Raw genomic sequence first — 12,414 nt, 5'->3', positions numbered from 1 at the left:
CCATTTCATGCTCCGCCTCGGACACGTCGGCGGACTATCAATTCGCCTGCGAAGAGCAGGCCCATCAGTCCATAGGAAATAAGGCCGGTATACAGCGCCCACCATGACAGCGGTGCCCAAAGCGTCAAGGCTGCTGCGATCAGGCCGTTGCCCAGAAAGAACACACACCAGACCTGGGTGACCTGGCGCGTATAGCGGACGGCAACTTCGGGTAGTTCCGGCTCTTTCAAGCGCGCCAGTCGCTCCACCAGGGGCATGCCATACATCAGGCTTGAGCCGAAAAGGCACAGCATGAACAGGCTGATGAGTACCGGGTACCAGCGCAGCAGGAGGGGGCTGTCCAGCACGCCCAGCAAAAGGCAGAACACGAGGGCAGCAATTGCCATTGCCAGAGTGCCTGCACGTCTTTCGCTCGTCAGGGCGCGTGTCAGCCACAGGCCACCCAGTAACAGGGCGAACTGCCAGGGCGCGAAATGCTCCGTGCCCCAGTAGACGGCAAACGGGTAGAGCACACCGATCAGTAGCAGACCGGGGCCGATCAGCCGTTTCATTCGGCTGGATTGGCCATGCGATAGACGGCTTCGACCACGTCGTTGACCGTTCTTACCGACTTGAACTCTTCTGCGGCGATTTTCTTGCCGGTCTTGCGTTTGATGTGGTCGATCAGGTCCACGGCATCGATGCTGTCGATTTCCAGATCCTGATAGAGATTGGCCTGTAGCGTGACGCGCTCTGGCTCAAGCTCGAACAGCTCTACCATGGACGTGCGCAGGGTCTCGAAAATGTCTTCGCGGGTTTGCATGTTCAGTCCTCAGGCCGATTGTCTGGCGCTGACGAAGGCCGCAAGGCTGTCTACGCATGTGAAATGGTTACGAGTGTCCTTTGCATCGGCATCGATCTTGATGCCATAGCGTTTCTGAATCGCCAGCCCCAGCTCCAGTGCATCGACCGAGTCCAGGCCCAGGCCTTCGCCAAAGAGAATCTGGTCATTGCCTATGTCGTGGGGGGTGATGTCTTCGAGGCCCAGGGCATCGATGATCAGTTGCTTAATGTCCCGGTGTAGATCGCTCATCTGTGGCGAGCTCCTTAATGAAATACGCATGCAGGTAATCGTTGAGTCTGCGCGACGCCAGCGGAGGCGGGCCAAGCGCAGTAAAACTGTTGGGGTCGATGTCTTCGCCAACGCGCAGGGTGAAGTGCACGCGGCGTTGCGGGATCCGGTACCAGGGTTCGGCCTTGGTCAGGGTCGTCGGGCTGACCTGGATGATGACTGGGGTAATCATGCTGGCACCGCGCAGGGCGATGGCGGCAGCACCTCGATGAAAGGCGGGGGCCATGCCCGGCTGAGTGCGTGTGCCTTCCGGAAAGATGATCAGTGTCTGACCTGCCTGCAGGCGGTCGACGGCAGAGTCGAGCATGTCCATGCTGCCGTCATTGCTTATATAGCCGGTGGAGCGGACGGGACCGCGAGTGCAAGGGTTGTCCCACAGGCTGCGCTTGACCACGCAATTGGCATCGCGAACCAGCCCGATCAGGAACACCACATCGATCAGCGAAGGATGGTTGGCAATGATCATCTGCCCTGCACGCCCCAGTCGCTCGGCACCTTGTACGTCGTAAGTCAGAACACCCATGCGCGCCATGAAGCGAATAAACAGCCAGAACAGATGACTGATGGTGCGTCTTGCGCGACGCTGATGGCTGGCTTTATCCCCTGGCAGACATCCCAGCAACGGAAAAACGAACAGACGCAGGCATAGCCCGCTCAACCCGAACAGGGCAAAACTGAGTCCGGTGGCCAGCAGACGCCAGTAGTAAGCGTCCCGACCCTTTTTCAGAGGTTGCGTTGCCAGTTCCATAACCGGTTATTCCAGGGATGTTGGCAAACGGATTGGTTGGTATTCAGGGCGCGTAACAAATTCAGGGCGTGGGGCCATTGGGTTCGTTCGGTGGCCTGGGTATCGCCACCGAGAGACAGCTGCCAGTCATTACCCTTGGTCAGCAGCAAGCCAACGGCATAGGGAAAGGGCACGTCATCGATCCATTGGGCATAGGCGCTTGGCGGTTGCTCTTCTGTCACGACCAGCAGAACGGCGTTATTGCCTTCGGCCAGCAGCGTGACAGCCTCGAAAACCCCGTGTTCAAGCCCGTCACCGGCAGCGGCCAGGGCTGTCATTTCACAGGTTTCTCCGCGCATTATCGACCACAGCCCAATGACGGCGTTATGCACCGAAAGGCTGAACTGGGTCGGAGATAGCGGCTCGTTCGCGGAGAGATCGCGCAAGATATCAAAGGTGCGGGGCGTTTCCCCATGGCGCGACACGAATACCAGAGGCAGTCGCTCATGACCTTCAGCCAATGGCCAGCCAACCGTGAAGGCCATGCGTGCCATTCTGCTCAGGCGTCTGCGCTGCATGGCGGGAAGGAAAGAGACGTCCGGCGCGGCATCGCTGCTTTGTAAAAGCGTCGGACTCCGGCTCCACTGCTGCCAGTCGTCCACGCTTGCCAGGCCAGGGGCCCAGGCACGCCATTGTGCGATGTTGAATGTGATCACTTCTCTTCCCGCCCCTGCGGGCTACTTCTTGTTGCTGCTTCAGGCGAGCGATATCAGCCTTGGTGCGTCATCTTGACTGACTGCGCGCATTATCCTGATGGTCCGTATGAGTAGCAAATTTGTTACACATTATTTGTTTGTAGGCGCTTTTTTTACGTCTATTAGCGCTTTTTTATGCTTTATCGCGGTCATATTGCCGGTGTGCGAGGCATCTATGGACTCTTGTCTTGTGGAAAACTCGCCCTTGTCATATGTATTGCCTAGACTCGGACTTCCTGCGAGGCCTTTATCGGCATTGCAGGTTGTTTCTTCACTGAACGAGGAGTTATTGCATGCGTCGCGTGGTGTTCAATCAGAAAGGGGGTGTGGGCAAGTCCAGCATCGCCTGCAATCTGGCGGCTGTCAGCGCTAATGAAGGTTATCGAACACTGTTGATCGATCTGGATGCCCAGGCTAATTCGACCCAATACCTCACCGGCCTGACGGGCAACGATATTCCGATGGGGATTGCCGAGTTCTTCAAGCAGACGCTGTCTTCCGCACCGTTCGGCAGGAAGAATCATGTCGATATCTATGAAACGCCTTACGACAACCTGCATGTGGTAACCGCGACCGCCGAGCTGGCTGACCTTCAGCCCAAGCTTGAGGCCAAGCACAAGATCAACAAGCTGCGAAAGCTGCTGGATGAGCTGAGCGAAGATTACGAGCGCATTTATCTGGATACCCCGCCAGCCCTGAACTTCTATGCCGTTTCGGCGCTGATTGCGGCTGATCGTGTACTCATTCCCTTCGACTGCGACAGTTTTTCGCGTCAGGCCCTTTACGGGTTGCTTCATGAGGTTGAGGAACTCAAGGAAGATCATAACGACGGTCTTGAAGTGGAAGGGATTATCGTCAATCAGTTCCAGCCTCGTGCCAGCCTGCCCCAGCAAATGATTGACGAACTGATTGCCGAGGGACTGCCGGTCCTGCCGATTCACCTCAGTGCCTCGGTGAAAATGCGCGAGTCGCATCATGCCAGCACACCTTTGATCCATTTCGACCCTCGCCACAAGTTGACGCAGCAATTCGTTGACCTGCACCACTGGCTGGAAACCAGAGCCCAGGCTTGAAGATGTACCGGAGTGGGGCGCCAGACCCCATTGCCAAAGGCCTTAGCCTTGCGCATCGGATTTGAAAAGTGGGGAAGCAAAAGTGCCTGCCTTGATCGAGTCGATGATCCGCTCGGCATTCATCAACGCCTTTTCGGCCATTTCTGGCGGAATGCTGATGGTCGCCTCCATGTCTGCCCTGGAGTGTTCCTGAGAGGCTGTCAGTCGATTGTCGCCAGGCGGGCATCCGCATTTCACTTCATGCCCGTGCGTGGCGACGGCAACACAGCCATTGATATAGGTCGGATTCCCCTGGGCGATGTAGCCCACGCTCTTGCACGCCGGACACCACACTGGATCGCCCATGCGCGCGACCCTGCGCTCATCTATCAATTCTGTTGCGGACGCTGACAGCACGAAACCACCCGTGGTGGTTGGATCGCCTTCCCTGACTACAAATGGCATGGCCTGCTTCCTCTGTCTTTTGGAAAGTCTGGAGGTTAGGCGAAAAAAGCATGTTTTAGGGGCGGTAATTAATATTAAGGAATGGTCCTACAAATAAATAAGTAAATTCCGTTTGGTTCGCGAATAAATTCGCTCCTACGGATTGTGTTTGTTTGAAAAACTATCCTTTCGGGTTATCCGATCGGGCAGTTGAGTGAATCGCTTCATGTCTTTAACCTTTTTTGCAGGAACTAACAAAAAAGGTATCAAGGAATGAAGACTTTAAAAGGTATTAAAAGTGTTGTTGCTGTTGCCACATTTATTGCTGCAGGTATGGCGCAGGCAGGACCGTCGGTGACAGTTGTTTTCAAGAATAATGGTTCGTCGGCTGCGTTATATAGTCCGATTGATAGTAATGAGGGGCTGACAAGGAGTTTTGCTGTGAAATCTCCCAGTGCTAGTGTTTCTGCAGGTGGTACAGATACATATGTTGTTAAGGGGCGCCTTTCTCCTGATGCCAGTCATGCGTTTGTTCGCTACAGGGCGGGTGTTAAAGAATGTAAGTTCAAATCGACTTACATCATGGCTCATACCCGTGGGGTGAGAGCGCCGAAGTGGATCAAGGAGGCTGTGGCAACTGGTGGAGCGCGTTGTGATGCCAGAATAGTTTCTGTCAACAACTCTACGCATGAATGGACGGTTGAATTTGTCATGAGATAAGAGCTTCCGGTTTTCGTACCGGGAACAGGGAACTGTTTTCGGTACGAGTTTCCTTCCTCAAAGAGAGGGCTGTATATGATAAACAATATAGAAAGTCACGCAGCACCTTTACCCGTCACGCCGGTATCAGCGATAAAAGCAGTTGCTACTCCAGATATCGATGAGCCTGCCGAAGTTTCAGCACCTTCACCCGATACAACCAATATATCGATACTGTCTCGCCAGCTAAGCGAAAGTGCCGCCCGGGCCGAGGTTCGGGATCAATCGCTTAGCCGCCAGGCGTTGGGAGATCTAGCACTCAGATTCCAGGCTCACTTTGGTTCTGTGCCTTATGATCGCAGTGATGCAATGAGTGTTTTGCCAGACGCCACCATAAATGATCCCTTTCTGAGAGAACGAGATCGGCAGGCGGTGGAGTATGTGATTCGCGATATGCAGCGTGATCCCTGTGCCAGAAATCCTTTTGCTGGTTTGTCATATGAGCAATTGACGGTGATTGCTTACGACGAGAGCGACACCTTCACCTTGCATGAACGGCATGCGGCCTATCGGGGCGCTTGCCATATTGAACTGGAGTGGGGGATGGATATTTACGGTCGAAGCCAGCAAGGTGATTTTATTCAAGACCCCCATCTTTTTTATGCAGAGCATTTGATCTATTACCGGTCCCTGCCGCCGATCAAGCAAGCCCAATCTCCCGCCGATTACGAAGCCAAAGTTGAAGGCTGGATGCTTGAAGCAGCCGCTGGCCCAAAAAAAGACGAGCGACTCTTAACGTTATTTGAAATCCTGGCAGGCGCGATACCCGGTAAGGACGACAAGGAGAAGGAAAAGACTTTGGACGCCAAGGAAGCCGACACTCCGGCTGCTTCAGGGCCCGGGATCAAGACGAGCAGCTTATCTCCAGGTGCTTTCCCCACTCCGGGGGGCGCTGCGCGTAGTTAGTCATGCCGGGCTGTTCGGTGAAGGGGGTGCAGAGCACTTCATGCAGGCGGCGGACTTCTGTGTAGTCGCCTTTTTCTGCCGCCTCGATGGCGTTCTGCGCCAGGTAGTTGCGCAGGATGTAGAGCGGATTGACGGCATGCATGCGTGTCTGGCGGTCCTGCTCGGTGCCGCTGTCTTCTCTGGCCTGGCGAGCCTGATAGCCTTCGGCCCAACTGTCGAAACCCTTGATGTCGACAAAGTCGTCGCGCAGTTTGCGCAGCGCATCTGCAGCGGGTTCGTCGCCCAGCCGGCGGAAGAACAAGGTGTAATCGACGCCGCTGTTCTGCATCAACTGCAGGAGACGGCTGATCAGTTTGTCATCCTCGTCTTCGGCGCTGGTCAGGCCCAGGCGGCGGCGCATGAGATCCAGGTAGTGGGCCTGATAGAGCGGCAGGAACAGGCCTATGGTTTCTCGCAGGGCTTCGATGCTGATGAAGGGGGTCAGGGCTTGAGCCAGCGCGCTGAGGTTCCACTGCGCGATAGGCACCTGATTGCTGAAGGAGTAGCGGCCTTCGTGGTCGGAATGGTTGCAGATGAAATGCTCATCGAAATCATCAAGAAAAGCGAACGGGCCGAAGTCGAAGGTGATACCCATGATCGACATGTTGTCGGTGTTCATCACTCCATGGCAGAAGCCATAAGCCTGCCATTTTGCGATCAGTTCGGCGTTGCGCTCGACGATTTCCCTGAACATCGCCAGATAAGGCTCGGGTTGCTCCAGGCACTGTGGATAGTGCAGGGCCAGTACATGTTCGCCCAATTCTTTAAGGCGTTCCGGCTGCTTGGTGTAGTAGAAGTATTCGAGGCTGCCGAAACGGATATGGCTTGGAGCCATGCGCAGGACCATTGCCGCCCGCTCCTGGGTTTCACGCCACACCGGTGTGCTGGAGCCGATCACGCAGGCTGCCCGGCTGGTCGGGATGCCCAGGGCATGCAGGGCTTCCGAGGCCAGAAATTCACGAATCGAGGAGCGCAATACGGCGCGCCCGTCGCCCATGCGTGAATAAGGTGTGCGTCCGGCGCCTTTGAGATGCAGGTCCCAGTGTTCGCCTGCGTCGTTATAGACCTCGCCCAGCAGCAGGCCGCGTCCGTCTCCCAGCCTTGGGTTGTAGGAGCCGAACTGATGACCTGAATAGACCATTGCTCGTGGATCTGCATCGCTCCAGAGCTTGTGACCGCTGAAAATTTCGGCGAACAGTGGGAGTTCGGCCTGGGCCGGGTCGAGATCCAGAAGAGCCAGAGCCGACTCGCTGGCAACTACCAGGCGCGGTTCTTCAATGGGCTCAGGCAGGACCGCTGTTGAAAACACATCGCCCAGTCGGGCAAAGCGATTGTCGAAGATGAGTTCGTCGAGGGCTTTCACGGGCCATCTCCAGCAGAATGTCCGAGCATTCTGCTGGGATTGGTCGTGTCAGTCGAGCCTGAGTTCAGGCGGCTCGGGTGCATCCTTGGGTGCTGGCTTAACTTTGGTCGTGACCGGCGGCGTCTCAGGCTCGACAGGCAGGATGGTTTTGTCGGTGTTTTCGATCGGCACCATCTTGTATTCCTGGCCGTGGAGGTTCTTGAGATAGACCTCCATCTGGCGGAACGAGATGTTGATTTTCTGCTTCTTGAACTCACGGTTGATGAAGCGGTTGATCTCGTCCAGTACCGGGTTACGGTCGCCCAGGTCGCGTACATGCATGCGCAGTTCGTGGTCCAGGGTGCTTTCGCCGAAGTTCAGGAAGTAGACGATCGGTTCCGGTTCCTTCAGCACGCGAGGGTTGTCACGGGCGGCCTGGAGCAGCAGGGTGCGGACCAGATCCAGGTCCGAGCCGTAATCCACGCCCAGTTTCAGGGTGACGCGGGTAATGGTGTCGGTCAGCGACCAGTTGATGAGCTGACCGGTGATGAAGGTCTTGTTCGGGACGATGATGTCCTTGCGGTCGAAGTCGGTGATGGTCGTGGCGCGGATGCGGATCTTGCTGACCGTGCCGGACAGGTTGCCGATGGTGATGGTGTCACCGATCCGTACCGGGCGCTCGAACAGGATCATGATGCCGGAAATGAAGTTCGCGAAAATTTCCTGCATGCCGAAACCCAGGCCGACCGATAGAGCGGCGACCAGCCATTGCAGCTTGTCCCAGCTCACGCCCAGGGTCGAGAGGGTAGAGACGAAGCCGATGCCGGCAATGGCATAGGACAGCAGCGTGGTGGTGGCATAGGCACTGCCTTGCGCCAGATTCAGGCGTGACAGCACCAGGACTTCCAGCAGGCCTGGCAGGTTGCCGGCCAGCACGAAAGTGATACCGATGATCACCAGTGCGCCGATCATGTCGCCCAGGCTGATGGGCACCATGCTGATGTTGGCACCCGTGCCGCTGGTGTATTCGTACAGGGTGATGTTGTCCAGATACGCGAACACTGTGATCAGGTCGGCCCAGACCAGATAGAGCCCACCAATGAAGCCGCCCAGCAAGGCCAGACGGATCAGGCGCAGCGACTGCTGGTTGACTTGCTCGATGTCCAGCTTCGGCTCTTCTATCGCGACTTCGCCGTCACCGCTTTCCCGCGCGGCCTGACGCTTGGCCAGTGCGCGCTGGTAAGCCAGACGACGTGCGGCAACGCTCAGGCCGCGCACGAAGGTGGCCTCTGCCACCAGCCAGAGCATGATCAGATACAAGGTATCGATCAGACGGTCGCTGAGTTTCAGTGCGGTGTAGTAGTAACCGAAGCAGACCGCCAGAAACAGCGCGATGGGCAGGGCCGTGAACGCAAGACCGACGGCTTTGCGAAACAGCGATGCGTTGTGATGGGTCGGGCTGGACAGCAGCAGGCGGCTGAGCAGCAAGGCCATCAAGGCATAACAGGTCAGCACCACGCCAATGCCCAGCACATCGTCGGCCAGTGCTGCCGGTTGATGCTCGGCAACGGCGACCACCGCCACCAGAGCCAGAACCACCAGCCCGAGGCGACGCACCCAGCCGCGCAGGAATTCGACCTGAGCCGTTTCCCAGCGGAAATGCAGTTGTGCAACACCGGCCGGTGCCAGCACGCGATAGGCCGTGTAGAACACCAGCCAGGTCAGGGCAATCTGCAGCAATGCTTCGCCCAGATTGGCGTTCTGCCCGCGGGCATCGATCTGCAGTGCATAGCCGCACAACGCCAGACCCAGCGCCACGGGCAAGGCCAGCAGCACATTGATCAGCAGAGCCAGAGGCGTTTTCCACTGGCTGTCACGCTTGAAGTGACCGATATCGGAATGCAACCGGCCGAGCTTTTGATAAAGCGCCTTGCGTCGCCATGTCAGGACCCCGATCAGCAGCAATAGCGGCAGGAACAGCAGCGGGCGTTGGGTCAGCCCGTCGGACAGTTCGCTGAGGCTGGATGTCCAGGGAAGCGTGGCGAGCTGCTTTTTCAGGCGTGGCCAGATGTTCTGGAACCACTCCAGGTCCAGCGGCTTGTTGCTGGGTATCCAGAACATCTGCTCGTCCAGCGTGGCGCGCAGGCTGATGGCGGTACTGGTCAGTTGTTTCTGGTTCAGTTGCAGGGTGATGGATTCGTTGAGCAGTGCGCTCAGTTCACGGTTCAGACGCTCCAGCAGGTCGCTACGGGTAATGGCCAGATCGAGCAGGGTTCTGCGCAGTTGCGGGGTAATGTCTTCAGGCGGCTGGGTCGCCAGCAGCTTTTCGACGTAGGCCGAAGGGCTGCTCATCTGTTCGCGCTGCTGGTTGATCTCGAACTGGTACAGGCGAATGTTGGCGATTTCGTCGGCCAGGCCTTTGTCCAGTTGCAGATGGGGCAGGGCCTGCTTCTGCTTGTAGAGAATCTTGGACAGCAGCAGGCTGCCGCTCAGAACGTTGATCTGCTCGTTCAGGGCCTGATCGGTCTGGGTCAGGTTGTCCAGTTGCTGCTTGGTCTTGAGGTTTTGCTGGGTCAACTCATTGAGGCGGTCGGTGCCGCGCAGCAAGTAGTCGGAGAGCTTGAGGTTGGCGGCGCTTTCGGTGGCCAGCAGGCTGCTGCTGCCCGCCTTTTGGGCTTCCAGAGACAGCTCGGCCACGGTCTTTTGGGACTGGGCGCGGCGCTTGTCGTTGATCAGGGTTTGCAGGTCCTGAATTTCCTGCTCCTGACGGGTCACTTTCTCGGTCAGCAGGTCATGCTGACTGTTGCCCAGGTCCTGAAGCTGACTGTTGCCTGCCAGTTCCTGGCGGCGCAGCAGGTTCAGGGCATTGATCGAGGCCAGCTCGGCATTGAGCATGTTGCGCTGGTCGGCGCTGAGGGTTTTGCCGTTGTCCTTGCCCAGCTTGAGAGTGGCGTTGATCTGCTGGATGCGTGTCTGGTTGGCGCTGATTTCAGCCTGCGCCCTTTCCGGCCGCGTCTGGGCAGTGATGGTCAGGCTGTTGGCATCGTTCAGGGCTTTTTGCAGATCGCTTTGCTGGGTGCTGCGCTGGCTGAGCATCTGCTCGAGTTGCGGCACATCAAGGCTGCCATAGCGTTGGGCAATCGGGATAACCTTGCTTTCTTTCAGGCGGATCAGTTCCCGCTGGTTGTCGGTGGTCTGTTTGGGGGCCTGATTCAACTGCTGTTTGAGAGCTGCCAGTTTCTCCTGGCTGTCCTGCTGGCTCGCCAGGAACGCGAGGGTTTGCTCAAGCACCTGTTGCAGGGCTTTCTGGTCGGCTTCCGGCAGCTTGCGGTCGGCGATCTTGTCCAGGCTTTGTTGCACGGCTGCGCTGGTTGGCGGATCAGCCGCCAGCGCCGGGAAAGTGGAAAGGCAGAGCCCAAGCAGGGTGACAGCAAAAAAGGCACGCAGGGAAAACATAGACACCGGTCGCTTGATAAAACGAGTGGATTGGCAGTTTAAAGGAACAATCCGGGACCCGGGCGGCTTCCTTCGGGGAATCTGACGCCGACTTTGAGGATCTTGTTCCCTTCCATCACCGCAACAGTCCAAATAGTTCCATTCCATTCGATCTGGTCGCCCACGACGGGCTCGCCGCGATTCTTCTGAATGATGAACTGGCTGAGTGGCATATTCGTATCCAGACCGTCGAGCTTGAGGCCATACAGCGCCGCGACGGCACCCAGTTGCGCATCGCCTTCAAGGACGAAGTCGCCGAAGAAGCGCAGGTCCAGACCACGTTGCGGGGCCTGGCTGAACAGCTTGCCCAGCGCCGGAAGATCATGTTCGTGGCCGATCACGCACAACAGGTCACCGACCTCCAGTGTGGTACTGCCGGAAGGGTGAAGCAGTTGCTGATCCCTGAACAGCGCCGCGATACGGGTATTCTCGGGCATCTTCAGCTCGCGCAGGGCGGCGCCGATGCACCATTTCTCCGCGCCCAGGCGATAGACGAACAGTTCCCACTCACTGGTGACATGCACTTCCAGCGCCGAGCGGGTAATCGGTGCCGGATCAGGCGGAACCGTAACCTTCAGCAGTTTTGCCATCCACGGCAGGCTGGTGCCTTGCAGCAATAGCGAAACCAGAACGATGAAGAACGCGAGGTTGAAGTACAACTGCGCATTGGGCAGGCCGGCCATCAACGGGAACACCGCCAGAATGATCGGTACCGCGCCGCGAAGGCCGACCCAGGCAATGAACGCCTTTTCGCGACCATGGAACGCCTTGAACGGCAACAGGCCGACCATGACCGAAAGCGGGCGAGCCACCAGAATCATCCACAACGCCAGGCCCAGGGCCGGGATGGCGATAGGCAGCAGGTCATGGGGCGTGACCAACAGGCCCAGTACCAGAAACATGCCGATCTGCGCGAGCCAGGCCATGCCGTCGAGCATGTGCAAAATGCCGTGGCGGCTGCGGATTGGCCGGTTGCCCAGCACCAGACCGCACAGATAGACAGCCAGGAAGCCGCTGCCGTGAATGGCGTTGGTCAGAGCAAAGATCGCCAGGCCGCCCGCAATGACCAGAATCGGATACAGCCCGGCTGCCAGATTGATGCGGTTGACCAGTTGCAGCATCAGCCAGCCGCCACCCAGGCCGATGAAGCTGCCGATACCGAACTCTTGAATAAGGTGACCCAGCAACCCCCAGTGCAGGCCGGTCTGGCCGCTGGCGAGCATGCCGATCAGGGTGACGGTCAGAAACACCGCCATGGGGTCGTTGCTGCCGGATTCGATTTCCAGGCTGGCGGTTACCCGCTCGTTCAGGCCCTTGCCGCCCAGCAGCGAGAACACCGCTGCGGCATCGGTGGAGCCGACAATGGCGCCTATCAGCAGGCCTTGAATCATGTTCAGGTCAAACAGCCATGCCGCGACCATGCCGGTCAGTGCCGTAGTGATCAGCACCCCGACCGTTGCCAGCGACAATGCAGGCCACAACGCAACCCGGAAGCTGGCGACCCTGGTACGCAGGCCGCCATCCAGCAGGATCACTGCCAGGGCCAGGTTGCCCACCAGATAAGCCGTGGCGTAGTTGTCGAAGATGATCCCGCCGCCATCGACCCCCGCCACCATGCCCACGGCAAGAATAATGACCAGAATCGGAATGCCGAGACGTGAAGACAGAGAACTGACCAGAATACTTGCGCCCACCAGCAACGCGCCGATCAGGAACAGGCTGTTGATGGTCGTGGCATCCAAGGGCGGTACTCCAGATAGAAACGGTTGTGAACAGGCAGGATA

The 12,414-nt window shown here is 57.7% G+C and carries 12 protein-coding genes; 3 read left to right on the top strand and 9 right to left on the bottom strand.

Annotated features, from left to right (window positions below; translation table 11 throughout):
* Positions 1–5: 5 nt before the first annotated feature.
* The 5 genes from ACODS3_RS08240 to ACODS3_RS08220 are packed head-to-tail and all read right to left on the bottom strand — an operon-like array spanning position 6 to position 2,554.
* Complete coding sequence (locus ACODS3_RS08240; protein ID WP_304574841.1) at positions 6–551, bottom strand: COG4648 family protein; 546 nt, start codon at positions 549–551, stop codon at positions 6–8.
* Positions 548–802, bottom strand: a complete 255-nt coding sequence (locus ACODS3_RS08235) for an acyl carrier protein (RefSeq protein ID WP_201001515.1) — start codon at positions 800–802, stop codon at positions 548–550. The genes ACODS3_RS08240 and ACODS3_RS08235 overlap by 4 nt, the downstream gene beginning before the upstream one ends.
* A 9-nt stretch (positions 803–811) precedes the next feature.
* Positions 812–1,072, bottom strand: coding sequence for a phosphopantetheine-binding protein (locus ACODS3_RS08230; protein ID WP_025258164.1), 261 nt, complete (start codon positions 1,070–1,072; stop codon positions 812–814).
* The gene (locus ACODS3_RS08225) at positions 1,047–1,859 is read right to left on the bottom strand and encodes a lysophospholipid acyltransferase family protein (RefSeq protein WP_489033969.1); all 813 of its coding nucleotides are present in this window, start codon (positions 1,857–1,859) and stop codon (positions 1,047–1,049) included. Before ACODS3_RS08225 ends, ACODS3_RS08230 begins: the two co-directional genes overlap by 26 nt.
* Entirely contained in the window at positions 1,835–2,554 is a 720-nt protein-coding gene (locus ACODS3_RS08220; RefSeq protein WP_201018291.1) for a beta-ketoacyl synthase chain length factor, read from the bottom strand. Before ACODS3_RS08220 ends, ACODS3_RS08225 begins: the two co-directional genes overlap by 25 nt.
* A gap of 332 nt (positions 2,555–2,886) precedes the next feature.
* Between ACODS3_RS08220 and ACODS3_RS08215 the strand changes: the two genes are divergently transcribed.
* On the top strand, positions 2,887–3,666 hold the full coding sequence (locus tag ACODS3_RS08215; protein ID WP_201001521.1) for a ParA family protein: 780 nt from the start codon (positions 2,887–2,889) through the stop codon (positions 3,664–3,666).
* 42 nt (positions 3,667–3,708) lie between these two features.
* On the opposite strand, the gene ACODS3_RS08210 is transcribed toward ACODS3_RS08215, so the two are convergent.
* Positions 3,709–4,110, bottom strand: coding sequence for a PAAR domain-containing protein (locus tag ACODS3_RS08210; protein WP_201018290.1), 402 nt, complete (start codon positions 4,108–4,110; stop codon positions 3,709–3,711).
* Positions 4,111–4,362: 252 nt separating this feature from the next.
* Between ACODS3_RS08210 and ACODS3_RS08205 the strand changes: the two genes are divergently transcribed.
* Positions 4,363–4,809 (top strand): hypothetical protein, encoded by a 447-nt coding sequence (locus ACODS3_RS08205; protein ID WP_201018289.1) that lies wholly within the window; start codon positions 4,363–4,365, stop codon positions 4,807–4,809.
* A gap of 75 nt (positions 4,810–4,884) precedes the next feature.
* On the top strand, positions 4,885–5,754 hold the full coding sequence (locus ACODS3_RS08200; protein WP_201018288.1) for a hypothetical protein: 870 nt from the start codon (positions 4,885–4,887) through the stop codon (positions 5,752–5,754).
* Here the strand turns inward: ACODS3_RS08200 and selO are convergent.
* Genes selO through ACODS3_RS08185 form a run of 3 tightly spaced genes read right to left on the bottom strand, consistent with a single transcriptional unit; the run spans position 5,693 to position 12,372 of the window.
* Entirely contained in the window at positions 5,693–7,156 is a 1,464-nt protein-coding gene (selO, locus tag ACODS3_RS08195) for a protein adenylyltransferase SelO (protein WP_201018287.1), read from the bottom strand. The genes ACODS3_RS08200 and selO overlap by 62 nt on opposite strands.
* Positions 7,157–7,204: 48 nt before the next feature.
* Positions 7,205–10,591: a mechanosensitive channel MscK gene (gene mscK / locus ACODS3_RS08190; RefSeq protein WP_201018371.1), complete on the bottom strand. Its 3,387-nt coding sequence runs from the start codon at positions 10,589–10,591 to the stop codon at positions 7,205–7,207.
* Positions 10,592–10,629: 38 nt separating this feature from the next.
* Complete coding sequence (locus ACODS3_RS08185) at positions 10,630–12,372, bottom strand: potassium/proton antiporter (RefSeq protein WP_201001529.1); 1,743 nt, start codon at positions 12,370–12,372, stop codon at positions 10,630–10,632.
* Positions 12,373–12,414: the final 42 nt, after the last annotated feature.

This window comes from Pseudomonas sp. FG43 (genome assembly GCF_057809175.1).
This window is presented reverse-complemented; position numbering and strand designations above follow the sequence as displayed.

Coding starts and splice junctions, on each gene's coding strand:
- ACODS3_RS08240 (WP_304574841.1), bottom strand. CDS start 551: ATGAAACGGCTGATCGGCCCCGGTCTGCTACTGATCGGTGTGCTCTAC.
- ACODS3_RS08225 (WP_489033969.1), bottom strand. CDS start 1,859: ATGGAACTGGCAACGCAACCTCTGAAAAAGGGTCGGGACGCTTACTAC.
- mscK (WP_201018371.1), bottom strand. CDS start 10,591: ATGTTTTCCCTGCGTGCCTTTTTTGCTGTCACCCTGCTTGGGCTCTGC.
- ACODS3_RS08230 (WP_025258164.1), bottom strand. CDS start 1,072: ATGAGCGATCTACACCGGGACATTAAGCAACTGATCATCGATGCCCTG.
- ACODS3_RS08200 (WP_201018288.1), top strand. CDS start 4,885: ATGATAAACAATATAGAAAGTCACGCAGCACCTTTACCCGTCACGCCG.
- ACODS3_RS08205 (WP_201018289.1), top strand. CDS start 4,363: ATGAAGACTTTAAAAGGTATTAAAAGTGTTGTTGCTGTTGCCACATTT.
- ACODS3_RS08235 (WP_201001515.1), bottom strand. CDS start 802: ATGCAAACCCGCGAAGACATTTTCGAGACCCTGCGCACGTCCATGGTA.
- ACODS3_RS08215 (WP_201001521.1), top strand. CDS start 2,887: ATGCGTCGCGTGGTGTTCAATCAGAAAGGGGGTGTGGGCAAGTCCAGC.
- ACODS3_RS08210 (WP_201018290.1), bottom strand. CDS start 4,110: ATGCCATTTGTAGTCAGGGAAGGCGATCCAACCACCACGGGTGGTTTC.